The following is a 22900-nucleotide window of genomic DNA, read 5'->3' on the forward strand; positions in this document are numbered from 1 at the left end:
CTCGCCCGCCGTCACGGCGGCGGCGGCGGCGGCGGAGGCAAGGCTCGCCGGCATCGGCCGGTTGCTCCTGCGCGCCTCCGGCACCGAGCCGCTGATCCGCGTGATGGCCGAGGGCGAGGACGAGCAGCTCGTCGCCGCCGTGGTCGACGAGCTCTGCGCCGTGATCGAGGCGGAATCGGCCGGCTGAGCGCGGCGATGGACTGGTTCCGGGTTCTCGCCATCGGCGGCTCGGACAGCGGCGGCGGCGCCGGCATCGAGGCCGACGTCAAGACGATCACCGCCCTGGGCGGCTACGCGATGACCGCGATCACCGCCGTCACCGCGCAGGACACCAGCGGCATCGCCGCCATCGCCCCGGTGCCGCCCGATCTCGTCGCCCGGTCGATCCGCATGGTCGTGGCCGATCTCGGGGTCGATGCCATCAAGCTCGGCATGCTCGGCAGCGCCGGGACGGCCGAGGAAGTCGCCCTGGCGATCGCCGCCGCGGCGCCGGCCGCGCCTCTGGTGCTCGACCCCGTCCTCGCCTCGACCAGCGGCACCGCGCTGGCCGGGGAGGGCGCGCTCGCCATCATCCGCGACCGTCTGCTGCCCCGCGCCACGCTGGTGACGCCCAATCGCGACGAGGCGGCAACCCTCGCCGGCCTCGCCATCGATTCGCACGAGGATGCGATCCGCGCCGGCCGCGCGCTCTGCCGCCTCGGCGCCCGGGCCGTCCTGCTGAAGGGCGGCCATTTCGACGGCGATCCGGTCATCGACCGCCTGATCGCCGGCGACGACGTCGTGACCTTCGCCCATCCCCGCATCGCGACGCGCCACACCCACGGCACCGGCTGTACCCTGGCCAGCGCGATCGCCTGCGGCCTCGCGCGCGGTCTGGATCTCCGGGCCGCGATCGAGGCCGCCGAAGCGTTCCTCCACGCCGCCCTGCGCGCCGCCCCGGGGTTGGGCCGCGGCCACGGGCCGCTCGGCCATGCCCGCGCCGCCGCGCTCTTGCAGGATCGTCCGCCGGCATGATCTAGAAATCCGTCACTGATCGAGGAGGAAGTTCCTGCCATGAAAACACTGTATCACGGGCGCGGCCACGCGACCGGCGGCCGCACCGGCCATGCCGAAACCAGCGACGGCCGCCTCAAGGTCGATCTCAGCACGCCGAAGGAACTCGGCGGCGATGGCGGGCAGGGCACCAATCCGGAACAGCTCTTTGCCATCGGCTATTCGGCCTGTTTCCTCGGCGCGCTGAAATTCGTCGCCAATCAGGCGAAGGTGAAGATCCCCGAGGATGCGAAGGTGAATGCCGAGATCGGCATCGGCCCGCGCGACGACGGCACCGGGTTCGGGATCACGGCGCACCTGACCGTGACCATCCCGGGCATGGACCGCGCGCAGGCCGAGGACCTGGTGCGCAAGGCCGAGATCGTCTGTCCCTACGCGCATGCGACGCGCGGCAATATCGACAGCAGATTCGCCGTTGCCTGAAAGGCTTTCTTAAACTTTTCCGGCTATCCGGGTGCCATGCAGTTAGTGTTGCCCATGGCACCCGTGAGCGGGCCTGCCGCAGCCGGACGCCCCGCCGGGCGCTGCGGTTGCGTGCCGGCGGCGACCCCTCGTCGCCATGGATAACCCGTCGCTCAAGCCGGCCGAAGAGCCGGGGAACGATCTCGGCGCGCGGATCGACCAGCTCACGGTCCTGAGCTTCGTTGCCGATGCGGCGACCGAGCAGGTGATACGCGACGGGCTGGGCGACCTGGCCCAGACGGGCATCCAGAACACGGCGGACATTCGCCGCGGCAATCTGAAGGCCGCCATCGCCGCCCTCGCGAAAGTCCCGACGCCGCAAATTGTCGTCGTCGACATCGGCAAGGACGAGCGGCCGATGCACGCCCTGCTCGAACTCTGCGATGTCATCGAACCGTCGGTCTCCCTGCTGGTGATCGGCGAGGTCGACGATGTCGATCTCTACCGCAACATCATCCGGCGGGTCGGCGCGATCGACTACCTGTTCAAGCCGATCACCCGCGAGCTTGTCGCCCGCCATTTCGCCTCGCTGATCACCCGCAATTCGCCGGTCGCCGACCTGACGCGAGGCGGCCGGGTCATTTCCGTCACCGGCGCGCGCGGCGGGGTCGGCGGCAGCACCATCGCCGCCGCGCTGGCCTGGTATCTGGGCGTCGAGTCGAACCGTCACACCCTGCTGCTCGATGCCGATCCATTCATCGGCACGGCACAGGACTGGTTCGGGGTCGAATTCAAACCCTCGTTCCAGACCCTTCTGCAGGATGCCGGAGATGACCCGGGTGCTGCCGTCGCGGGCGCGGTCCGGCCGGTCCGGAACCGGTTGCATGTCCTGGGCTCCCCGCCCGATCTCGCCTGCCAGCCGGCCGCCTCCGCCGGCGCCGCCCGGCGGATCATCGATGCGATCCGCATGCGCTTCAACTTCGTGATCGTCGATCTGCCGTTCCTGCCGATCCAGCAGCACCGGGAACTGCTCGAACTCGCCCATCACCGCATCATCGTTCTCGACCCGAGCATCGCGAGCCTGCGCGATACGGTGCGCCTGATCGCCGCGTCCAGCACGCCGGGCCAGCCGCAGCGGCCGACGATCTTCCTGAACCGCGAAGGCGCGGCCGGCGGCCTGCGTCGCAAGCACATCGAGGATGCGCTCAAGCGCAAGGTCGATCTCAGCCTTCCCGAACTGCCCAAACTCTTCACCAGCCTCGGCGCGCAGGAACGCTTCGCCGGGGTGCCCAAGGGGCCGCTCGGCCGCCTGATCGAAGACCTGGCCCGCGAAGCGGGCTTCGAGCGCGGACGCAACGCCGCCGCCTGACCGCCTGACGCAGCGCGTCGGCCACGGGCCGAGCCTGCCACAATCCACCCCGATATCGCGCCTTCACCGCTGCCCGCAGAAGGCTGTCATGCGCGGTGCATTAAATTCGGCAAAAAAACATACAAAGAAAATTTATCTTTACTTAGCTTAATTTCGTCTGCCAGTCTGATTTCCGCGATGCTGAGACAGCGCGGGGGCACGAGACCGGACAGCACGAGCCACAAGGTGGTGCGCCATTGAGGAGGAAACGAAATGAGCGACGCTCTGAGGCTCGATACCTGTCTTGACCAGATCGCCAGCCAGCTTCCCGCACTGACCGCTTCATGCCGCGTCGTCGAGGCGCTGGCCGGCGCCGCGAGACAGATCGCCCATCTGCTGGCCCGCGGCCCGCTCTCCGGCGATCTCGGCGCCGTCATCGGCGAGTCGCTCGACGGCGACGGCCAGAAGGCGCTTGATGCGATAACCCACGCCCTGGTGCGCGAGGCCGTCATCGCTTCCGGCGCCGCCGCCTTCGCCTCCGAGGAAGCGGCCGTGCCGGAATGGCTCGATCCGGCGGGCGAGGTCGCCGTCGCGGTCGACCCGCTCGACGGCTCGTCGAACATCGACACGCTGGCGCCGGTCGGAACGATCTTTTCCATCCTGCCCGCCCGGCATGCCAGCGGCGCCGATCCCGCAAGCCCGTTCCTGCAGACCGGGCGGCGCCAGCTCGCGGCCGGCTTCTTCATCTATGGCCCCCGCACCGCGCTCGCCGTGACGTTCGGCAACGGCACCCGCATCTTCACGCTCGATCCCGTCTCCGGCGCCTTTCTCGCGCCGGCCCCGCCGGCCACCGTGCCCGCCGCAACCCGCGAATACGCCATCAACGGATCCAATCTCCGCCACTGGGAAGAGCCGATCCGCGACTACATCGTCGAGCTGAAGCAGGGCCGGAACGGTCCGCGCGGCATCGATTTCAACACCCGCTGGCTGGCCTCCATGGTGGGCGATGCGTTCCGCATCCTCGGCCGCGGCGGCATCTATCTCTACCCGGCGGACGAACGGCAAGGCTACGAGGCCGGAAGGCTGCGGCTCGTCTATGAAGCGAACCCCATCGCCTTCCTCATGGAACAGGCCGGCGCCTCCGCGACCGATGGCCGCATTCCGATCCTCGACCTCCAGCCGGCCCACATCCATCAGCGCTGCCCGCTCGTCTTCGGCTCGGCCGATGAAGTCCGCCGCGTCGCCCAGGCCTATGAAAGGGCAGGGCAGCCTTCCTCGCCGCTGTTCCGCCGGCGTTCGCTGTTCCGTTCCACCTCGAACGTGGCGGAACTGTTCGCATGAGCCAGCGCCATCCCATCATCTCCGTCACCGGCTCGTCCGGCGCGGGCACCACCTCGGTGCGCAACGTGTTCGAACAGATCTTCCGCCGCGAGAAGATCACCGCCGCGCATATCGAGGGCGATGCGTTTCACCGCTACGATCGTGCCGAGATGAAAACGAAAATGGCCGAGGCGGAAGCTGCGGGAAACCGCCATTTCAGCCATTTCAGCCCGGAGACGAATCTCCTCGCCGAGCTCGCGGCAACCTTCGAGAGCTACGCCGCGACCGGCACCGGACAATACCGGCACTACATCCACGACCAGGACGAAGCCGAACGCTACGGCGGCACGCCCGGCACCTTCACGCCCTGGGAGGACCTGCCGGCGCCGACCGACATTCTCCTGTATGAAGGCCTGCACGGCGCCGTCAGGCATGGCGACATCGATACCGGGCGCCATGCCGACGTGAAGATCGGCGTCGTTCCCGTGATCAATCTCGAATGGATCCAGAAAATCCACCGCGACCGCGCGGCCCGCCGCTATTCCACCGAGGCGGTGATGGACACGATCCTGCGGCGGATGCCGGACTACGTGCACTACATCTGCCCGCAATTCACCGAGACCGACATCAACTTCCAGCGCGTGCCCACGGTCGACACCTCCAACCCCTTCATCGCCCGCTGGATCCCGACCGCCGATGAATCGATCGTGGTCATCCGCTTCCGCGATCCGCACGGCATCGACTTCCCCTATCTCCTCGCCATGCTGCACGGCAGTTTCATGTCCCGCGCGAACTCGATCGCGGTGCCCGGAAACAAGTTCGATCTCGCCATGCAGCTCATTCTCACCCCGATCATCATGCAACTGATGGACCGGAAAAGGCGGGCGCAATGAACCCGCCCCCGACACGCCCAGGCGGCTGGCCCCGGAAAGGAAACTGACATGGCACGCATAACATTGCGTCAGCTACTCGATCATGCGGCGGAACGCGGATACGGCGTTCCCGCCTTCAACATCAACAACATGGAACAGGTGATCGCGATCATGGAGGCCGCCGCGTCCTGCGATGCGCCGGTCATCCTCCAGGCCTCGCGCGGCGCCCGGTCCTATGCCGGCGACCGGATGCTGGCGAAGATGATCGAGGCGGCGGAGGCCGAGCACCCGCAGATTCCCATCTGCCTGCACCAGGACCACGGCAACGACGAGGCGACCTGCCTGTCGGCGATCCAGCACGGCTTCACCAGCGTGATGATGGACGGCTCGCTGATGGCCGACGCAAGAACCCCCGCCGACTACGACTACAATGTCGCCATCACCGCCCGCGTCACCGACATGGCGCATCGCGTCGGCGTTTCGGTCGAGGGCGAGCTCGGCGTGCTCGGCAGTCTCGAAACCGGCGCCGGTGCGGCCGAGGACGGTCACGGCGCCGAGGGCACGCTCTCCCACGACCAGCTCCTGACCGACCCCGACCAGGCGGTTGCCTTCGTGCGTGCCACGAAGGTCGACGCGCTGGCGGTCGCCATGGGAACCTCCCACGGCGCCTACAAGTTTTCCCGCAAGCCGGATGGCGCGATTCTCGCGATGCACGTCATCCGCGCCATCAACGAGCGCATGCCCGAACTCCATCTCGTCATGCACGGCTCGTCCTCGGTCCCGCAGGACCTGCAGGAGGCCTTCAACCGCCACGGCGGCGAGATGCCGCAGACCTGGGGCGTGCCCGTCGAGGAAATCCTCCTCGGCATCCGCCACGGCGTGCGCAAGGTGAATATCGACACCGATTGCCGCCTCGCCATGGCCGCCGCCATCCGCAAGGTCGCCACCGGGAACCGCGCGGAATTCGACCCCCGCCAGTTCATGAAACCCGCCATCGCGGCACTGCGCGATCTCTGCCGCTCGCGCTTCCAGGCCTTCGGCACCGCCGGGCAGGCCTCGCGAATCAAACCGCAGCCCCTCGCCGCGATGGCCAGGCAATACGCATCCGGCGCCCTCGATCCCGTGATCGATGTCGGCCGCGCCGCTTGATGACATCAGAAGACGGAGTCCGCATCATGGATACGCCAACCCCTAACATCACCAACGAGGCCCTGACCGTTCGCGGCAAGGAGCGCTACAGGTCGGGCGTTCTCGAATACCGCAAGATGGGCTACTGGGAACCCGACTACGAACCGAAGATCACCGATGTCATCTCGCTGTTCCGCATCACCCCGCAGGATGGCGTCGATCCGGTGGAGGCGGCGGCTGCGGTCGCGGGCGAAAGCTCGACGGCGACCTGGACCGTCGTCTGGACAGACCGGCTGACGGCCTGTGAGAAATACCGGGCCAAGGCCTACCGGGTCGATCCGGTGCCCAATGCGCCCGGCCAGTATTTCGCCTATATCGCCTACGATCTCGCGTTGTTCGAGCCGGGCTCGATCGCCAACCTCACCGCCTCGATCATCGGCAACGTGTTCGGCTTCAAGCCGCTCAAGGCGCTGCGGCTCGAGGACATGCGGCTGCCCGTCGCCTATGTGAAGACGTTCGACGGCCCGGCGACCGGCATCGTCGTCGAGCGCGAACGGCTCGACAAGTTCGGCCGCCCCCTGCTCGGCGCGACGGTGAAGCCCAAGCTCGGCCTCTCGGGCCGCAATTACGGCCGCGTCGTCTACGAGGCGCTGAAGGGTGGCCTCGACTTCACCAAGGATGACGAGAACATCAACTCGCAGCCCTTCATGCACTGGCGCGACCGGTTTCTCTACTGCATGGAAGCGGTGAACAAGGCGCAGGCCGCGACCGGCGAGGTCAAGGGCACATACCTGAACGTGACCGCCGGCACGATGGAGGACATGTACGAACGCGCGTCCTTCGCCCACGAGCTCGGCTCGTCCATCATCATGATCGATCTCGTCATCGGCTACACGGCGATCCAGTCGATGTCGAAATGGGCCCGCAAGCACGACATGATCCTGCACCTGCATCGCGCCGGCCATGGCACCTACACCCGCCACAAGACGCATGGCGTCAGCTTCCGGGTGATCTCCAAGTGGATGCGGCTCGCCGGCGTCGATCACATCCACGCCGGCACCGTGGTCGGCAAGCTCGAGGGCGATCCGCTCACCACCCGCGGCTTCTACGATATCCTGCGCGAGGACTATAACGAAACCCGTTACGAACACGGCATCTTCTTCGATCAGGACTGGGCCGGCACGCGCAAGGTCATGCCGGTCGCCTCGGGCGGCATCCATGCCGGGCAGATGCACCAGCTCCTCCATCATCTCGGCGAGGATGTCGTCCTGCAATTCGGCGGCGGCACGATCGGCCATCCGCAGGGCATCGCCGCCGGGGCGATGGCGAACCGCGTGGCGCTGGAAGCGATGATCCTCGCCCGCAACGAAGGGCGCGACTATCTCGCCGAAGGTCCGCAGATCCTCAACGACGCCGCGCGCCACTGCCTGCCGCTGCGCCAGGCGCTCGATACCTGGGGCGAGGTGACGTTCAACTACGCCTCGACCGACACGCCCGATTTCGTCCCCACCGCGATGCCGGCCTACTGACGGAGCGTTATCATGAGATTGACCCAGGGCTGCTTTTCGTTTCTTCCCGATCTGACCGATGAACAGATCAGCCGCCAGATCCAGTACTGCCTCGACAAGGGCTGGGCGGTGAACCTCGAATATACCGACGACCCGCACCCGCGGAACACCTACTGGGAAATGTGGGGCCTGCCGATGTTCGACATCCGCGATGCCAAGGCGATCATGTCCGAACTCGCGGACTGCCGGCGGATTCACGATGATTGCTATATCCGCCTCTCGGCGTTCGACGCCACCAACACATGGGAGTCGCTCCGCATTTCCTTCATCGTGCAGCGGCCGAAGGACGAACCCGGCTTCATGCTGACACGGAGCGAGGCCGCCGGCCGCACCATGCGCTACGAAACCCGCGCCTATGTCGTCCAGAAACCCGAAGGCGCGCGCTATGGAAATTCCGGGTGAGGGAGGGGGGCATGCCGGATACGATGGCAGGCGCGCCCGCCCCGGGCGAGATGATCGATCTCCGCGCCGAATTCGACGGCGCCGGGATCGGCGATGTGCTCGCGGCGCTGGACCGCGACCTTGTCGGGCTCCGTCCCGTCAAGGCGCGGATCCGCGAGATTGCCTCCCTCCTGCTCATCGAGCGGGTCAGGCAGAAATGCGGCTTCGCGACCGAGGCGCCGACGCTGCACATGTCCTTCACCGGCAATCCCGGCACCGGCAAGACGACGGTTGCCCTCCGCATGGCGAACATTCTCAAGGCTCTGGGATTCGTCAGGCAGGGCCAGCTGATTTCGGTCACCCGCGATGACCTGGTCGGCCAGTATATCGGGCACACCGCGCCGAAGACGAAGGAGATCCTCAAGAAGGCGATCGGCGGCGTGCTGTTCATCGACGAGGCCTATTACCTCTACCGCCCCGACAACGAGCGGGACTACGGGCAGGAGGCGATCGAGATTCTTTTGCAGGTAATGGAGAACCAGCGCGAGGACCTTGTCGTGATCCTCGCCGGCTATGCCGACCGGATGGAGAATTTCTTCACCCTCAATCCCGGTTTCCGCTCGCGCATCGCCCACCACATCGATTTTCCCGATTACGAGAACGACGAGCTGCTGGCGATCAGCGACACGATGCTGGCCCGCCAGCATTACCGCTTTTCGCCCGAGGCCCGCGCCGTCATGGACCGCTACATCGCCCGGCGTCGCACGCAGCCCTATTTCTCCAACGCCCGCTCGGTGCGCAACGCGCTCGATCGCGCGCGCCTGCGCCAGGCGAACCGGCTGATGACGGCGACCTCGCCCATCCCGAAAGACGCGCTGACGATCATCGAACCCGACGATCTGCTGGCCAGCCGCGTCTTCCGCGCGGAGGAAAAAGCCGATGCCGGCGCCTGACAGGTTGCTGATCGCGCCGTCGATCCTCTCGGCCGATTTCGCCACCCTCGGCGCGGAGGCGCGCGCCGTCATCGAGGCCGGGGCCGACTGGGTGCATATCGACGTGATGGACGGGCATTTCGTCCCCAACCTCACCTTCGGCCCCCCGGTCATCGGCGCCGTGCGCAAGCACGTCGATGCCGTGTTCGATGTCCATCTGATGATCGCGCCGGTCGATCCCTTCATCGATGCCTTCGTCGAGGCCGGCGCCGACATCATCACCGTCCATTCCGAAGCCTGCCCGCATCTCGACCGCACCGTGCAGTCCATCCGCGCGCGCGGCTGCCGGGCCGGCGTCGCGCTCTGCCCGGCCACGCCGGAAGCGGCGCTGTCCTACGTGCTCGACGCGGTCGACCTCGTGCTGGTGATGACGGTCAATCCCGGCTTCGGCGGCCAGACCTTCCTGCGATCGCAACTGCCGAAGATCCGCCGGATCCGCGAGATGATCGCGGGGCGCGACATCCGCCTCGAACTCGATGGCGGCATCACGCCGGAGACCGCGCCGGATGCCGTGGCGGCGGGGGCGGATGTGCTGGTCGCCGGCTCCTCGGTCTTTCGCGGCGGCAGGGCGGCCTATGCGGCGAATATCGCGGCGCTGCGGGCAGGGGGGATGGCCCTTGCCTGACGCCGCCGCGCCTCACACCGCCGCGCGGAAGCGAACCTCCATCGCCTCGTCGCCGAGGCGAAGCCGGCTGACGCGCGCCGGCGATTCGGCGATCGCGATCCCGCCGCGAATCACCGCGCGCCGCGCGGCGCGAGTGCGGATCGCCTCGATCGGATCGCCGGCATCGAGCAGCACCAGATCGCCCCGGCATCCGGGGGCGATGCCGTAACCCTCCAGCCCCACCGCCCGCGCCGCGTTTACCGTAACGGCATCGAAACAGGAACGCATCGCGTCCACGCCGGTCATCTGCGCGACGTGAAGTCCCATCGATGCCACCTCCAGCATGTCGTGCGTGCCGAGCGGATACCACGGGTCCATCACGCAATCATGCCCGAAGGCGACATTCACCCCGGCCGCCATCAGCTCCGGCACCCGCGTCATGCCCCGCCGCTTCGGATAGGTGTCGTGCCGCCCCTGCAACGTGATATTGATCAGCGGATTGGTGATCGCGGAAACCCCGGCCTCGGCGATCAGCGGAATCAGCTTGCTCGCGTAATAATTATCCATCGAGTGCATCGAGGTGAGATGCGACCCGGCAACGCGCCCCTGCATCCCGTGCCGCACGGTCTCCGCCGCCAGCGTCTCGATATGGCGCGAGAGCGGATCGTCGCTCTCGTCGCAATGCATGTCGACCATCATCCCGGCCTCGGCGGCGATGGCCATCAGCTGGCGCACGCTCTCCGCTCCGTCCGCCATGGTCCGCTCGAAATGCGGAATCCCGCCGATCACGTCGATCCCCATCGCCATCGCGCGGCGCAGGTTTTCGGCCGAACGCGGATAGCGCAGCCAGCCATCCTGCGGAAAGGCGACGAGCTGGATGGTGATCCACGGCGCCATCTCCGCCCGCAGCGCTGTCAGCGCCTCCACCGCGAGCAGCCGGTCGTCGCAGATATCGACATGCGAGCGGATCGCCCCGATCCCCTGCGCGATCGACCAGGTGCAGAGCCGCTTCGCCCGCGCATGGATGGCCTCCACGGTCAGGTCCGGCTTGAGCTCGCCCCAGAGGGCGATGCCCTCCAGCAGCGTGCCGCTGCGGTTCAGCCGCGGCAGCCCGAGCGAGAGCGTCGAATCGAGGTGCAGATGCGAATCGACGAAGGGTGGCGCGACCAGATCCCCCGCCGCGTCGATCACCGCCGGCGCGGCCGCCTCTGGAAGACCGGGGCCGACCGTCTCGATCACGCCGCCGCGGATCAGGATGTCGACCCCCCGCCGCCCATCCGGCAGCGCCGCGTTGCGGATGAGCAGGTCGCCCGTCACGGGAACAGTCTCGTCGCCGACCAGGCGTCGCCGGTGCGGGTGAACACCGCGCGGTCGTGCAGGCGGAAGTCCCGGTCCTGCCAGAACTCGATCGAATCGGGCATCACATGCCAGCCGGACCAGTGCGGCGGGCGCGGGATCGGCCCGTCGCCATACCGCGCGGTCACCTCCGCGAGCCGCCGTTCGAGTTCGGCCCGCTCGCCGAGCGGGCGCGACTGGTCCGAGGCCCAGGCCCCGAGCCGCGAAATCCGCGGCCGGCTGTCGAAATAGGCATCCGCCTCGTCGTCCGAAACCGCGCGGCACCGCCCCTCGATGCGGATCTGCCGGCGCAGCGACTTCCAGTGGAACAGCAGCGACACATCCGGATTCGCGCGGATCTCGAGCGATTTCCGGCTCTCCAGGTTTGTATAAAAAACAAATCCGGCCTCATCCCACGATTTCAGCAGCACGATCCGCGCCGAAGGCCGGCCGTCCGGCGTCGCCGTCGCCAGCGTCATCGCATTGGGATCGTTCGGTTCCGCCGCCTCGGCGTCCTGCATCCAGGCGGCGAAAAGCTGGAACGGATCGGCACTGATATCGATCATCGGTTGCTCTCTCTTCCGTGTCGCAATATTTGATAGTCCAAGCCGCCGCACGCCACCACCCCGGCACGGCCGGCCGAGACACGACAGACTGGAGCCCCCGACATGCAGGAATCCGCACAGACCTACCCGCTGACCGGCACGCTGATGCGTGGCAAGCGGGGCGTCATCATGGGGGTTGCGAACAACCGCTCGATCGCCTGGGCCATCGCCCAGGCGGTGGCCGCGCAGGGCGGCGAACTCGCCTTCACCTATCAGGGCGACGCGCTGGAGAAGCGCATCCGCCCGCTGGCCGAAAGCGTGCAGTCCGATCTCGTCATCCCCTGCGACGTCACCGACGATGCGGCGCTCGACGATGCCTTCGCCGCCGTCGCCGACCGCTGGGGCGAGATCGACTTCCTCGTCCACGCCATCGGCTTCGCCGACAAGCAGTTCCTGCGCGGCCGCTATGCCGATACGCCGCGCGCCGCCTTCCTCCAGGCGATGGACATTTCCTGCTTCTCCTTCACCGCGGCCGCGCAGCGCGCCTCGGCGCTGATGAAGCGGGGCGGAGCGATGGTCACGCTCACCTATCTCGGCGCCGAGCGCGTCACCCCCCACTACAACGTGATGGGTGTGGCCAAGGCCGCGCTCGAATCCTCGGTGCGCTACCTCGCCGCCGATCTCGGGCGCGACGCGATCCGGGTGAACGGCCTGTCCGCCGGCCCGATCAAGACGCTCGCCGCCTCCGGCATCGGCGATTTCAGCTACATCCTGAAATGGAACCAGCTCAACGCGCCGCTCGAGCGCAACGTGGCGCTCGAGGAAGTCGGCGCCTCCGGGCTCTATCTGCTGTCGGATCTCTCGCGCGGCGTCACCGGCGAGATCCACCACGTCGATTGCGGCTATCACATCGTCGGCATGAAGAACCCGATGGCGCCGGATATCGACGCCGTCGAGTAACCGAGGCCGCAGGCGGCGTCAGATCGGCCCCGCGCCGGGGCCGACGTCAGATGGGCTTGTGCGCCCGGTCGATCAGCCGCCTGAGCAGGCCGGGCTTTTTCTCCGGCCGCGGTGCCGTGGCCGAGGCCGCCTCGGCGGCCCGGCGTTCCTTGGTCTTCAGCCAGTCCTCAAGGCTCATATTGGCCTTGGCGGCGCGCTTGCGTTCGTAGTCGGTCTGGGCGTCGGTCATCTTGCGGGTCATGCGCGCGCCTGTGCCAGAACCCGCGATCCGTATCAAGCGCCCCGCGCGTGCATCTCAGCCTCCGGCGCCGAAGCGGCGCAGCATCCGCCGCTCGAAGGCGCCGAGCGCGGCATAGATCCCGATCCCGGTGACGGCCAGCAACATCAGCGCGGCGAACATGCGCGGAATCTCCAGCCGGTAGCCCGACTCCAGGATTCGCCCGGCCAGCCCGCCGGCAAACCCGCCCGAACTCGCGACGAACTCCGCCACCACCGCGCCCACCAGCGCCAGCGTGCCGGCAATCCGCAGCCCGGCGAGAAAGAAGGGCAGGGCGGAAGGCAGCCGCAGCAGCGCCAGCGTCTGCCATCGGCTCGCCCCGTTCAGCCGGAACAGGTCGGCGAGCTCCGGCGGCGTCGCCGCCAGCCCCGCCGCGGTGTTCGACAGCACCGGGAAGAACGCGACGATGGTGGCGCACACCACCATGGCGGCGAATTGCTGATGCACCCAGATGATGATCAGCGGCGCGATGGCGACCACCGGCGTCACCTGCAACACCACCGCCCAGGGCTGGATCGCCGCCCGCGCCAGCCGGCTCGCCGCCATCGCCAGCGCCAGCGCCATGCCGAGCAGCGCCGCCGCCAGCAGCGCCGCCCCCGTCACGGCGAGGGTCGAGACCAGCGAGAGCAGCAGCGACGCCCGGTCCGCCCAGAACGCCGCGACGATCGCCGCCGGCCCCGGCAGCACATAGGGCGGCACCCGCAAGCCGATCACCAGCCCCTGCCACAGCCCCAGCGCCGCGAGGCCGAAGACCACCGGCGCCCATCGCTCGGCGCGGCTCATGCCGGCATCACCGCGCGCAGCGTCTCCGTCACCTCGCGCACCAGCGCGGCATAGGCCGGGTCCGTCCGCCGGTCCCCGCCCTCGGCGAGCGGGCTGGCAATCTCCGCGGCAATCCGCCCCGGTCGCGGCGTCATCACCACGATGCGCGAGGCGAGATACGCCGCCTCGTAGATCGAATGGGTCACGAACACGATCGTGCTGCCCGTCTCCCGCCACAGTGCCAGCAAATCGTCCTGCAAGCGGTTGCGGGTAAACTCGTCCAGCGCGGCGAAGGGCTCGTCCATCAGCAGCAGGCGCGGCCGCGACACCAGCGCCCGCGCGATCGCGACACGCATCCGCATCCCGCCCGACAGCGCCGCCGGCTTCGCCTCCTCGAACCCCGCAAGCCCGAGCCGCGCCAGCAGCTCACGCACCGACGCCGCGCCGTCCTCGAAGCGCCGCCCGGCGAGGCGGAGCGGCAGGTGCACGTTCCGCGCCGCGCTCGCCCAGGGCAGCAGCGTAGCGTCCTGGAACACGAAGCCGATCTCGCCCGCGCCGGGTGCCGTGCCACTCTCCCAGACCAGCCGCCCCGCATCCGGCGCATCGAGCCCGGCGAGCAGCCGCAGCAGCGTCGACTTGCCGCAGCCCGAGGGGCCGAGCAGGGCGACGAACTCGCCCCGCCCGATCGCCGCGTCGATCCCGGCGAGCGCGACCGTCCCCGCCCCGAACCGCCGCGTCACCTGTTCCAGCCGCACCATCTCAGCGCGCGGCCGCTTTCCCCTTCGGCAGGAACCGCAACGTATAGGCCTTGCGATAGTCGAAATGCGCCGGATACAGGCCGGCCGCGCGCATCTGCTCGTAGAAGCCCTTCCACCGCGCATCGGTCATCCCGCCGATCCCGATCTTCGCCGTGGTGGCATCCTCCACCACCTGATGCGCCTTGAGCTGGTCATAGCCGAATTTCAGCAGCGCCGGCGTCATGTCCGGGTTGGCCTTGCGGATCAGCGCGAAGGCCGGCGCCGGATTGCCGTCGAGATAGGATTTCCACCCCTCGGCCGACGCCTCGATGAAGCGGCGCACCACCGAAGGGTCGGTCTTCGCCAGCTTGCGCGAGGTCGCGATCAGCTCGCCATACCCGTCGAACCCCGCCTGGTCGAGCCGCAGCACCACCGGGAAATGCCCGGTCTTCTGCTTCACGAGGAACGGCTCCGAGGTCAGAAATCCCTGCACCACCAGGTCCTTGCTGGTGAAGAACGGGGCGAGGCTGAAATCGTAGGGGCGGATCTGGCTATCGCTGTAGCCGTATTTCTTCTTCAGGAAGAGCCACCAGCCCGCCCGCGTATCCGCCGAAATCGCGATCGGCTTGCCCTTCAGCGCGGCGAAACTGTCCTCGCCGGCGCCGCGATGGGCGATCAGCACGTCGATATCCTTCTGGAAGAACGCGGCGACCGCGACGAAGGGAATCTTCTGCTGCACGAAATTGAAGGCGAGGAAGCTGTTCGAGGTGATATCGAAATCGAGCCGCCCGGCGAGCAGCAGCTGCGCGTTGTTCACCTGCGGCCCGCCCTCGCGGATCGTCACGTCGAGGCCATATTTGCGGTAGATGCCGTCCGCCACCGCCTGATAGAAGCCGCCATATTCGGCCTCGGCCACCCAGTCGAGACCGAACGTGACCTTTTGCAGCTTCGGCGGCGATGCGGCATGGGCCAGCGCCGGTGATATGCAGAGCAGCGCGGCAAGCAGTCGAGGCAAGGAGCGAAACCAGTCCATGAGCTTATCCCCGTCGGTTTTCGTTAGTCATTATCAACAGAGTTCGGTGCGGTCGTCGATAGGTCAAGCCCGGTGAGCGAACCCCGCGTCAAGGCCGGCATCTGGGTGCAGATGGCGCTGCGGCTCGGCGCCGCCGATGGCCGGCCCGGCATGCTGCTGCACCGGGGCGACGAGGATGCCGGCGGCGTGCTGGTGCTGCTGCGCGGCCGGATGGGGGTGGTGATATTGAGCCAGACGCGCGATGCCCTCGGCCGCCCCGCCTGGCTGCGCGCCACCGGCCCCGACCCGGTCGACGATGCGCGGGCCGATGCCTATGTCGAGAAGCAACTCCGCTTCGACCCCGATCTCTGGGTCGTCGAGTTCGAGGCGCCCGATTACCTGCCGCCTTTCGAGGGCACGATCCTCTGAACCGAAAAGGGCCGCGCCCGCCGGCACGGCCCTTCCCATCGGTCAGGCGGAACGTCTTACTCCGCCGGCGCCGGCGACAGCACCGGTTCCGGCGCCGCCGTCGCGCCATGCGCGACATAGAGACCGAACGCGGTGATCACCACGGCGCCGACGATGTTGCCGAGCGTCACCGGGATTTCGTTCCAGATCCACCACTGCGAGACCGACACCTTCGCGCCGAGCATGATGCCGCAGGGAATGACGAACATGTTCACCACGCAGTGCTCGAACCCCTGCGCGACGAAGGCCATGATCGGCATGTACATCGCGAAGATCTTGCCGATGACCGAGCGCGAGACCAGCGCCATCACCGCGCCGAGGCTGACCATCCAGTTGCAGACGACGCCCTTGGAAAAGGCGGTCATCCAGCCGGCGGCGCCGGCCTTCATGTACGGGATCGTCTTGAGGGCGGCGATCGCGGCAATCTTCGCGCCGATCGGATCGGCCGCCGCGGTGAAGAACTTGGTATCGATCGCGGCGAAAAGTGCGGCATAGAGCAGGCTGCCGATCAGGTTGCCGACATAGACGAGCACCAGCCCGCTCACGATGCTGCCGAAGCTCAGGCGCCCGGCCATGCCGGCATAGGGCAGCAGCGCCGCATTGCCGGTGAACAGTTCGAGGCCGAGCAGAACCAGCAGGATGAAGCCGACCGGGAAGAACATCGCGCTGACCACCAGATTGCCGGTGGCGACCAGGGCGGAGACGAACAGCGTCGTCGTGAAGCCGAGAAACAGGCCGGAGAGAATGCCGGTGACGAGAATGGTCCTGGCCGGCAGGTTCCCCTTGGCGGCGCCCGCCTCCATCATCGCCGCCGCCAGGGCAGACGGTTTCAACCAATCCATTTTTTCGCTCCATGTGCTTGGACCGGAGCGAGATAACCGAGCTGTAATCTCAGGTCAACACGATTTAGTGATCAAAAGTCAAAATCTGTCTGCCTTTCAATAACGCTTCCGGCTTCGTCTTGTATTTCGTGGGATCAACACTAGCGGCTCCGCCGCCGAATTCGGCGGAGTGCTTGTCGTATCAAAAAAATGATTTACTAAGCCCGCCGCGCGAGGCACCGATGCAAGGATTGAGACAGGTTCAGGCGGCTTCGCTGGCGAGCCGGTCCACCGCGGCGGCGGCGTTTTCCGTCAGCCCTTCGCCGCCGCGGGCGCGGAAGGCGATGATCTTCGCCCGCATGCGCGGGTCCCAGAACTTGCGGATATGGTTCTCGATCCCGGCCACGGCCTCGCCGTCCGCCGTGGTGTTGAAGAAGGTGGCGATCTGGTTCGCCATGTAGACGAGCTTGCGGTCCTGGTCTTCAGGCGACATGTCTGGAGGCTCCGAAACAGATGCGTGTCTGGTGGGTAAAGACTTCAAATCCGTCCTCGCGCGCGACGGCGACGAGCGTGATCCCGGCCTCGTCGGCGGCGCGGATCGCGTGCGCGCTCGGCACCGACACGGCGACGATCACCGGCGCGCCGGCGACCGCGCATTTCTGGATCAGTTCGATCGAGACCCGGCTGGTCATGAGCACGACGCCACTGCCCGCGGACCGGCCGGCGCCGGCCAGCGCGCCGATCACCTTGTCGAGCGCGTTGTGCCGGCCGACATCCTCGCGCACCAGCACCGAACCGTCCGCCGGGTCGAGAAATCCGGCGGCGTGAATGGCACGGGTCTGGCGGTTCAGCTCCTGCTGCATCGCCATCGCCCGCATCCCGCGCATCACCGCCTCGGCCGAGATCGTCAGCCCCGAGCCGACCCGCGGAATCGCCCGCGTCGCCTCGGCGAGGCTTTCCAGCCCGCACAGGCCGCAGCCGAGCGCCCCGGCCATGTGCCGCCGCCGTCGCGCCAGGCGATCGGCGACATCGGTGCCGACGCGCATCCGGCACTCGATCCCCTGATCGACGGTCACGAGTTCGCAGTCGAGCAGATCGGCCGCCCGGTCGACGATGCCTTCCGACAGGCTGAACCCCGTCGCGAAATCCCGCAGATCGCGCGGCGTCGCCATCATGACCGCGTAGCCAACCCGGTTGTAGCTCAGCGCGATGGCGGTTTCTTCCGGAACCTGCCGCGATCCCGCGCTGACCTCGCCGTGGTGGAACGCGGTCGTCGCCACGCGGACGACCGGTTCGAACAGCCTGGTCATTCGGCCGGCGTGGCCTCGATCTGCCGGGTCCTGCGACCGAGATCCGCATAGGTCTGCTGCGACTCGGTCGGCCCGTTCGACGGCGAGACCTGCACCGCCGTCACCTTGTATTCGGGGCAGTTCGTGGCCCAGTCCGAATAGTCGGTGGTGACGATGTTCGCGAGCGTCATCGGGTGGTGGAAGGTGGTGTAGACCACCCCCGGCGCGACCCGGTCGGTCACCTTCGCCCGGAGCGAGGTCTCTCCCGCCCGGCTGGCCACCTTGACCCACGCCCCGTCATTGATCCCGCGCTGCTCGGCATCGTGCGGATGGATCTCCAGCAGGTCCTCCTCGTGCCAGGCGGTGTTCGCCGTGCGCCGCGTCTGCGCGCCGACATTGTATTGCGACAGGATGCGCCCTGTGGTCAGCAGCAGCGGGAAGCGCGGACCGGTCTTCTCGTCGGTCGCCACGTATTCGGTCACGAAGAACCGCCCCTGGCCGCGGACGAAGCCGCCCACATGCATCACCGGCGTCCCCTCCGGCGCCTTCTCGTTGCACGGCCACTGCACCGAGCCCTGCCGTTCCAGCAGGTCGAACGACACGCCCGCGAAGCTCGGCGTCAGCCGCGCGATCTCGTCCATGATCTCCGACGGATGCGCGTAGTTCATGTCGTAGCCCAGCGCCTTGGCGATCAGCTGGGTCACCTCCCAGTCCTCGTAGCCGTTCTTCGGCGTCATCACCTTGCGCACGAGCTGGATGCGCCGCTCGGCATTGGTGAAGGTGCCGTTCTTCTCCAGGAAGGTCGAGCCCGGCAGGAACACATGGGCGAACTGCGCCGTCTCGTTCAGGAACAGATCCTGCACGACGACGCATTCCATCGCCGCGAGCCCGGCGGTGACATGCTTGATGTCCGGGTCGGACTGCGCGATGTCCTCGCCCTGGATGTAAAGCCCCTTGAACGTGCCATCCACCGCGGCGTCGAGCATGTTCGGAATCCGCAGCCCCGGCTCGGCATCGAGCGAAACGCCCCAATCCACCTCGAAGGCCTGCCGGACCTCCGGGGTCGAGACATGGCGGTAGCCGCTAAACTCGTGCGGGAAGCTGCCCATGTCGCAGCTGCCCTGCACGTTGTTCTGCCCGCGCAGCGGGTTCACGCCGACGCCGACGCGCCCGATATTGCCGGTCGCCATCGCGAGATTGGCGAGCGCCATCACCGCCGTCGTGCCCTGGCTGTGTTCGGTCACGCCCAGCCCGTAATAGATCGCGGCATTCCCGCCCTTGGCGTAGAGCCGTGCCGCCGCGCGCACGAGCTGCGGATCGACGCCCGTGGTCGCCGCCAGCGCCTCGGGGCTGTTCCGCTCCGCCGCGGCGAATTCCGCCCACAGCGTGAACGCGTCGAGGTCGCAGCGCTCGCGCACGAAGGCCTCGTCATAGAGGTTCTCGGTGACGATCACATGGGCGAGGGCGGTCAGCATCGCGACATTGGTGCCCGGCCGCAGCGGCAGGTGATACGCCGCCTCGACATGCGGGGTGCGGACGAGGTCGATCCGCCGCGGGTCAATCACGATCAGCTTCGCCCCCTCGCGCAGCCGCTTCTTCATCCGCGAGCCGAACACCGGGTGGCCGTCGGTCGGGTTGGCGCCGATCAGCAGGATCACGTCGGCCTGCTCGACGCTGTCGAAATCCTGCGTCCCCGCCGAGGTGCCGAAGGTCTGCGACAGGCCATAGCCGGTCGGCGAGTGGCACACCCGCGCGCAGGTATCGACATTGTTGTTGCCGAAGGCGGCGCGGACCAGCTTCTGCACCAGGAAGGTCTCCTCGTTGGTGCAGCGCGACGAGGTGATGCCGCCGATCGAGCCCTTGCCATAAGTCGCCTGGATGCGCCTGAATTCCGACGCCACGTGGCTGATCGCCTCGTCCCACGACACTTCCCGCCACGGATCGGAGATCTTCGCCCGGATCATCGGCCTCGTGATCCGGTCCTGATGCGTCGCATAGCCCCAGGCGAAGCGCCCCTTCACGCAGGAATGGCCATGATTCGCCTTGCCATCCTTGTAGGGCACCATGCGCACGAGTTCCTCGCCGCGCATCTCCGCCTTGAACGAGCAGCCCACGCCGCAATAGGCGCAGGTCGTCACCACCGAATGCTCCGGCTGGCCGATCTCGACGACGGATTTCTCCATCAGCGTCGCGGTCGGGCAGGCCTGCACGCAGGCGCCGCAGGACACGCACTCGGACTCGAAGAAGCTCTCCTCCATCCCCGGCGACACCTTGGAGTCGAAACCGCGCCCGGCGATGGTCAGCGCGAAGGTGCCCTGCACCTCCTCGCAGGCCCGCACGCAGCGCGAGCAGACGATGCACTTGGCCGGGTCGAACTGGAAATACGGGTTGGAGACGTCCTTGGCCGAGTCGAGATGGTTCTCGCCCTCATAGCCATACCGCACCTCCCGCAGCCCGACCGCGCCGGCCATGTCCTGCAACTCGCAATTGCCGTTGGCCGAGCAGGTCAGGCAGTCCAGCGGATGGTCGGAGATATAGAGCTCCATCACCCCGCGGCGCAGCTTGCCGAGCCGCTCGTTCTGGGTATGGACCACCATGCCCTCCGCCACCGGCGTGGTGCAGGAGGCCGGCGTGCCCGCGCGCCCCTCGATTTCCACGAGGCAGAGCCGGCACGAGCCGAAACTGTCCAGCATGTCGGTGGCGCAGAGCTTGGGGATCTGCGTGCCGATCTCCATCGCCGCCCGCATGACCGACGTGCCTTCCGGCACGCTGACCTTCACCCCGTCGATCGTCAGGGTAACGAGCGCCGCGGCGTTGCTAGCCTTGGTGCCGTAGTCGATTTCATGGACGAGACCCATGGCGGTTCTCCTTCACTCAGCCGCGGCGGGGAGTTTCGGCGCGCGAAACTCTTCCGGGAAATGGTTGATGGCGGACAGCACCGGATACGGCGTGAAGCCGCCCAGCGCGCAGAGCGAGCCGAACTTCATCGTCTCGCAGAGGTCCCGCACGAGGGCGAGATTCGTCTCCGGCTCGATCCCGGCGCGGATGCGGTCGAACGTCTCCACCCCGCGCGTCGAGCCGATGCGGCAGGGCGTGCACTTGCCGCAGGATTCGAGCGCGCAGAACTCCATCGCGAACCGGGCCATCTGGGCCATGTCGGCAGTGTCGTCGAAAACCACAAGCCCGCCATGGCCGATCAGCCCGTCGCGCTTGGCGAAGGCCTCGTAATCATAGGGCGTGTCGAACATCGAGACCGGGAAATAGGCGCCGAGCGGCCCGCCCGCCTGCACCGCCTTCACCGGCCGGCCCGAGGCGGTGCCGCCGCCAATGTCGTTCACCAGCTCGCCCAGCGTCACGCCGAAGGCGCATTCGAACAGCCCGCCATGCTTCACGTTGCCGGCGAGCTGCACCGGCATCGTCCCGCGCGAGCGGCCATAGCCCATCTCGGCATAGCGCTTCGCCCCCTCGGCCAGGATGAACGGCACGCTCGCCAGGCTGATCGTGTTGTTGATGATGGTTGGCCGGCCGAACAGCCCCTCGATCGCCGGCAGCGGCGGCTTCGGCCGCACCTGCCCGCGCTTGCCCTCCAGGCTCTCCAGCAGCGAGGTCTCCTCGCCGCACACATAGGCCCCGGCGCCGACCCGCACCTCGAGGTCGAAATCATGCGCGCTGCCGTTGATCCCCTTGCCGAGATAGCCGGCGCGCTCCGCGATCTCGATCGCCCGGCGCATCATCCGGATCGCCAGCGGATATTCCGAGCGGATATAGACATAGCCCTTAGTCGCGCCGACCGCGACGCCGGCGATCGTCATGCCCTCGATCAGCATGAACGGATCGGCTTCCATGATCAGCCGGTCGGCGAAGGTGCCGGAATCGCCCTCGTCGGCGTTGCAGACGACATATTTGCGGTCCGCCGGCGCGCGCGCCACGGTCTCCCACTTGATCCCGGTCGGGAACCCCGCGCCGCCGCGCCCGCGCAGCCCGCTCTCCTTCACCGCGGCGACGGTCGCCGCCGGCCCGATCGAGAGCGCCGCCTCCAGCCCCTTGTAACCGCCGTGATGGCGGTAATCCTCGAGCGAGAGCGGATCGATGATCCCGGCGCGGCCGAAGGTGAAGCGCGTCTGCCTCGCGAGGAAGGGAATCTCCTCAACATGGCCGACGCATTTTTCATGCGGCGCGCCGTCGAAGAAGCGGGCCTCGAACAGCCCCGCCACGTCGGCGTCCCCGATGTTCCGGTAGCCGATCCGCCCCGACGCGGTGGCGACCTCGACCAGCGGCTCCAGCCAGAACAGCCCGCGCGAACCGTTGCGCACGATCGTCACCGGAATGTTGCGCGCCCGCGCCTCGGCCTCGATCGCCGCGGCCACCCGGTTCGCCCCGACCGCCACGGCGGCCATGTCCTGCGGCACGAAAATCTTCATCACGCGGCCTCCGCGACCAGGGCTTCAAGGGTGGCGGCATCCGCCCGTCCCACCGGCTCGTCGTCGAACAGCGCGCTCGGCGCCGTGGCGCACAGGCCAAGGCAATACACCGCCTCGACGGTGATCCGCCCGTCCGGCGTGGTGCCGCCCCAGTCGAGCCCGAGCGCGTCCAGCAGGCGGCGCGCATTCGCCTCCGACCCCATCGACTGGCAGGCCTCCGCCCGGCACAGCTTCAGCACGTGGCGGCCCGCCGGCGCGCGGCGGAAATCGTGGTAGAAGCTGATCACGCCATGCACCTCGGCGCGGGTGATGTTGAGCATGTCGGCGATCAGCGGCTCGGCCTCGCGCGGGATGAAGCCGAAATTCTCCTGCAGCGCGTGAAGGATCGGCAGCAGCGGCCCTTCCTCGCCCAGGTAATCCCGGATCACGGCGCGGGCGGCCTCGTCATTCCATTCAGCGGGCTTTGGGTCCATTCCGACAGTCCTGTTTCCTCGCTCGGCCGGGATGACCGAACCTCCTGCTTAAATCGGGCAGGTTAATCTTTCGTGTGCATTATCCACATGATCTTCCCGCAAACAAGCCAAAACCCGGATTGTTTGATAGAG

24 protein-coding genes and 1 pseudogene are annotated in these 22900 nt (G+C 67.6%); 13 read left to right on the plus strand and 12 right to left on the minus strand.

Features of this window, described 5'->3' with window-relative positions; genetic code table 11:
* The 11 genes and pseudogenes from APM_RS07835 to rpe form a co-directional block, all read left to right on the plus strand.
* A pseudogene (locus APM_RS07835) lies at window positions 1-187 on the plus strand (phosphoglucosamine mutase); the annotation flags it as partial.
* 8 nt (window positions 188-195) lie between these two features.
* A complete protein-coding gene (gene thiD / locus APM_RS07840) occupies window positions 196-1014 on the plus strand; it encodes a bifunctional hydroxymethylpyrimidine kinase/phosphomethylpyrimidine kinase (RefSeq protein ID WP_007422827.1) in 819 nt (272 codons plus the stop codon).
* A gap of 39 nt (window positions 1015-1053) precedes the next feature.
* Window positions 1054-1476, plus strand: a complete 423-nt coding sequence (locus APM_RS07845; RefSeq protein WP_007422828.1) for an organic hydroperoxide resistance protein — start codon at window positions 1054-1056, stop codon at window positions 1474-1476.
* A gap of 136 nt (window positions 1477-1612) precedes the next feature.
* Window positions 1613-2824 carry an AAA family ATPase gene (locus APM_RS07850; protein WP_007422829.1) on the plus strand — a complete coding sequence of 404 codons (1212 nt, stop codon included), beginning with the start codon at window positions 1613-1615 and terminating at the stop codon, window positions 2822-2824.
* A gap of 252 nt (window positions 2825-3076) precedes the next feature.
* Window positions 3077-4144: a class 1 fructose-bisphosphatase gene (locus APM_RS07855; protein WP_007422830.1), complete on the plus strand. Its 1068-nt coding sequence runs from the start codon at window positions 3077-3079 to the stop codon at window positions 4142-4144.
* The gene (locus APM_RS07860; protein ID WP_007422831.1) at window positions 4141-5016 is read left to right on the plus strand and encodes a phosphoribulokinase; all 876 of its coding nucleotides are present in this window, start codon (window positions 4141-4143) and stop codon (window positions 5014-5016) included. Before APM_RS07855 ends, APM_RS07860 begins: the two co-directional genes overlap by 4 nt.
* A 48-nt stretch (window positions 5017-5064) precedes the next feature.
* The gene (gene fba, locus APM_RS07865; protein WP_007422832.1) at window positions 5065-6144 is read left to right on the plus strand and encodes a class II fructose-bisphosphate aldolase; all 1080 of its coding nucleotides are present in this window, start codon (window positions 5065-5067) and stop codon (window positions 6142-6144) included.
* A gap of 26 nt (window positions 6145-6170) precedes the next feature.
* Entirely contained in the window at window positions 6171-7652 is a 1482-nt protein-coding gene (locus APM_RS07870; protein ID WP_007422833.1) for a form I ribulose bisphosphate carboxylase large subunit, read from the plus strand.
* A 12-nt stretch (window positions 7653-7664) separates the two neighbouring features.
* A complete protein-coding gene (locus APM_RS07875) occupies window positions 7665-8093 on the plus strand; it encodes a ribulose bisphosphate carboxylase small subunit (RefSeq protein WP_007422834.1) in 429 nt (142 codons plus the stop codon).
* Window positions 8094-8104: 11 nt separating this feature from the next.
* On the plus strand, window positions 8105-9025 hold the full coding sequence (cbbX, locus tag APM_RS07880; protein ID WP_007422835.1) for a CbbX protein: 921 nt from the start codon (window positions 8105-8107) through the stop codon (window positions 9023-9025).
* Window positions 9012-9689, plus strand: a complete 678-nt coding sequence (rpe, locus tag APM_RS07885) for a ribulose-phosphate 3-epimerase (protein ID WP_007422836.1) — start codon at window positions 9012-9014, stop codon at window positions 9687-9689. Before cbbX ends, rpe begins: the two co-directional genes overlap by 14 nt.
* 12 nt (window positions 9690-9701) lie before the next feature.
* On the opposite strand, the gene APM_RS07890 is transcribed toward rpe, so the two are convergent.
* Together APM_RS07890 and pdxH are read right to left on the minus strand one after the other, a co-directional pair.
* On the minus strand, window positions 9702-10985 hold the full coding sequence (locus APM_RS07890) for an amidohydrolase family protein (RefSeq protein WP_007422837.1): 1284 nt from the start codon (window positions 10983-10985) through the stop codon (window positions 9702-9704).
* Complete coding sequence (gene pdxH / locus APM_RS07895) at window positions 10982-11569, minus strand: pyridoxamine 5'-phosphate oxidase (RefSeq protein ID WP_007422839.1); 588 nt, start codon at window positions 11567-11569, stop codon at window positions 10982-10984. The genes APM_RS07890 and pdxH overlap by 4 nt, the downstream gene beginning before the upstream one ends.
* 102 nt (window positions 11570-11671) lie before the next feature.
* Here pdxH and fabI point away from each other — a divergent pair, with 102 nt between their 5' ends.
* Entirely contained in the window at window positions 11672-12508 is an 837-nt protein-coding gene (gene fabI / locus APM_RS07900; RefSeq protein WP_007422838.1) for an enoyl-ACP reductase FabI, read from the plus strand.
* Window positions 12509-12554: 46 nt separating this feature from the next.
* Here the strand turns inward: fabI and APM_RS07905 are convergent, their stop codons facing one another.
* The 4 genes from APM_RS07905 to APM_RS07920 are packed head-to-tail and all read right to left on the minus strand — an operon-like array spanning window position 12555 to window position 15317.
* Window positions 12555-12749: a hypothetical protein gene (locus APM_RS07905; RefSeq protein ID WP_007422840.1), complete on the minus strand. Its 195-nt coding sequence runs from the start codon at window positions 12747-12749 to the stop codon at window positions 12555-12557.
* A 54-nt stretch (window positions 12750-12803) separates the two neighbouring features.
* Window positions 12804-13568 carry an ABC transporter permease gene (locus APM_RS07910; RefSeq protein WP_007422841.1) on the minus strand — a complete coding sequence of 255 codons (765 nt, stop codon included), beginning with the start codon at window positions 13566-13568 and terminating at the stop codon, window positions 12804-12806.
* Entirely contained in the window at window positions 13565-14305 is a 741-nt protein-coding gene (locus tag APM_RS07915; protein ID WP_039888078.1) for an ABC transporter ATP-binding protein, read from the minus strand. The genes APM_RS07910 and APM_RS07915 overlap by 4 nt, the downstream gene beginning before the upstream one ends.
* Before the next feature lies 1 nt (window position 14306).
* Window positions 14307-15317 (minus strand): ABC transporter substrate-binding protein, encoded by a 1011-nt coding sequence (locus APM_RS07920; protein ID WP_007422843.1) that lies wholly within the window; start codon window positions 15315-15317, stop codon window positions 14307-14309.
* 72 nt (window positions 15318-15389) lie between these two features.
* On the opposite strand from APM_RS07920, the gene APM_RS07925 reads away from it, so the two are divergent.
* Window positions 15390-15725, plus strand: coding sequence for a DUF1491 family protein (locus tag APM_RS07925; protein ID WP_007422844.1), 336 nt, complete (start codon window positions 15390-15392; stop codon window positions 15723-15725).
* Between the two features lie 56 nt (window positions 15726-15781).
* On the opposite strand, the gene APM_RS07930 is transcribed toward APM_RS07925, so the two are convergent.
* The 6 genes from APM_RS07930 to APM_RS07955 form a co-directional block, all read right to left on the minus strand.
* Window positions 15782-16606: a formate/nitrite transporter family protein gene (locus APM_RS07930; RefSeq protein WP_007422845.1), complete on the minus strand. Its 825-nt coding sequence runs from the start codon at window positions 16604-16606 to the stop codon at window positions 15782-15784.
* A gap of 241 nt (window positions 16607-16847) precedes the next feature.
* Window positions 16848-17078: a formate dehydrogenase subunit delta gene (locus tag APM_RS07935; protein ID WP_007422846.1), complete on the minus strand. Its 231-nt coding sequence runs from the start codon at window positions 17076-17078 to the stop codon at window positions 16848-16850.
* Complete coding sequence (fdhD, locus tag APM_RS07940; RefSeq protein WP_007422847.1) at window positions 17068-17895, minus strand: formate dehydrogenase accessory sulfurtransferase FdhD; 828 nt, start codon at window positions 17893-17895, stop codon at window positions 17068-17070. The genes APM_RS07935 and fdhD overlap by 11 nt, the downstream gene beginning before the upstream one ends.
* On the minus strand, window positions 17892-20732 hold the full coding sequence (gene fdhF / locus APM_RS07945; RefSeq protein WP_007422848.1) for a formate dehydrogenase subunit alpha: 2841 nt from the start codon (window positions 20730-20732) through the stop codon (window positions 17892-17894). The genes fdhD and fdhF overlap by 4 nt, the downstream gene beginning before the upstream one ends.
* A gap of 12 nt (window positions 20733-20744) precedes the next feature.
* The gene (locus APM_RS07950) at window positions 20745-22295 is read right to left on the minus strand and encodes an NADH-quinone oxidoreductase subunit NuoF (RefSeq protein WP_007422849.1); all 1551 of its coding nucleotides are present in this window, start codon (window positions 22293-22295) and stop codon (window positions 20745-20747) included.
* Window positions 22295-22768, minus strand: a complete 474-nt coding sequence (locus APM_RS07955) for a formate dehydrogenase subunit gamma (protein ID WP_007422850.1) — start codon at window positions 22766-22768, stop codon at window positions 22295-22297. The genes APM_RS07950 and APM_RS07955 overlap by 1 nt, the downstream gene beginning before the upstream one ends.
* Window positions 22769-22900 lie beyond the last annotated feature (132 nt).

The sequence above is a fragment of the Acidiphilium sp. PM genome (genome assembly GCF_000219295.1).
Classification (GTDB): domain Bacteria; phylum Pseudomonadota; class Alphaproteobacteria; order Acetobacterales; family Acetobacteraceae; genus Acidiphilium; species Acidiphilium multivorum.

Coding starts and splice junctions, on each gene's coding strand:
- APM_RS07920 (WP_007422843.1), bottom strand. CDS start 15,317: ATGGACTGGTTTCGCTCCTTGCCTCGACTGCTTGCCGCGCTGCTCTGC.
- APM_RS07905 (WP_007422840.1), bottom strand. CDS start 12,749: ATGACCCGCAAGATGACCGACGCCCAGACCGACTACGAACGCAAGCGC.
- APM_RS07855 (WP_007422830.1), top strand. CDS start 3,077: ATGAGCGACGCTCTGAGGCTCGATACCTGTCTTGACCAGATCGCCAGC.
- APM_RS07845 (WP_007422828.1), top strand. CDS start 1,054: ATGAAAACACTGTATCACGGGCGCGGCCACGCGACCGGCGGCCGCACC.
- APM_RS07875 (WP_007422834.1), top strand. CDS start 7,665: ATGAGATTGACCCAGGGCTGCTTTTCGTTTCTTCCCGATCTGACCGAT.
- thiD (WP_007422827.1), top strand. CDS start 196: ATGGACTGGTTCCGGGTTCTCGCCATCGGCGGCTCGGACAGCGGCGGC.
- APM_RS07955 (WP_007422850.1), bottom strand. CDS start 22,768: ATGGACCCAAAGCCCGCTGAATGGAATGACGAGGCCGCCCGCGCCGTG.
- cbbX (WP_007422835.1), top strand. CDS start 8,105: ATGCCGGATACGATGGCAGGCGCGCCCGCCCCGGGCGAGATGATCGAT.
- APM_RS07870 (WP_007422833.1), top strand. CDS start 6,171: ATGGATACGCCAACCCCTAACATCACCAACGAGGCCCTGACCGTTCGC.
- APM_RS07935 (WP_007422846.1), bottom strand. CDS start 17,078: ATGTCGCCTGAAGACCAGGACCGCAAGCTCGTCTACATGGCGAACCAG.
- fabI (WP_007422838.1), top strand. CDS start 11,672: ATGCAGGAATCCGCACAGACCTACCCGCTGACCGGCACGCTGATGCGT.
- APM_RS07850 (WP_007422829.1), top strand. CDS start 1,613: ATGGATAACCCGTCGCTCAAGCCGGCCGAAGAGCCGGGGAACGATCTC.
- fdhF (WP_007422848.1), bottom strand. CDS start 20,732: ATGGGTCTCGTCCATGAAATCGACTACGGCACCAAGGCTAGCAACGCC.
- APM_RS07950 (WP_007422849.1), bottom strand. CDS start 22,295: ATGAAGATTTTCGTGCCGCAGGACATGGCCGCCGTGGCGGTCGGGGCG.
- APM_RS07930 (WP_007422845.1), bottom strand. CDS start 16,606: ATGGATTGGTTGAAACCGTCTGCCCTGGCGGCGGCGATGATGGAGGCG.
- fba (WP_007422832.1), top strand. CDS start 5,065: ATGGCACGCATAACATTGCGTCAGCTACTCGATCATGCGGCGGAACGC.
- APM_RS07915 (WP_039888078.1), bottom strand. CDS start 14,305: ATGGTGCGGCTGGAACAGGTGACGCGGCGGTTCGGGGCGGGGACGGTC.
- pdxH (WP_007422839.1), bottom strand. CDS start 11,569: ATGATCGATATCAGTGCCGATCCGTTCCAGCTTTTCGCCGCCTGGATG.
- fdhD (WP_007422847.1), bottom strand. CDS start 17,895: ATGACCAGGCTGTTCGAACCGGTCGTCCGCGTGGCGACGACCGCGTTC.
- APM_RS07860 (WP_007422831.1), top strand. CDS start 4,141: ATGAGCCAGCGCCATCCCATCATCTCCGTCACCGGCTCGTCCGGCGCG.
- rpe (WP_007422836.1), top strand. CDS start 9,012: ATGCCGGCGCCTGACAGGTTGCTGATCGCGCCGTCGATCCTCTCGGCC.
- APM_RS07910 (WP_007422841.1), bottom strand. CDS start 13,568: ATGAGCCGCGCCGAGCGATGGGCGCCGGTGGTCTTCGGCCTCGCGGCG.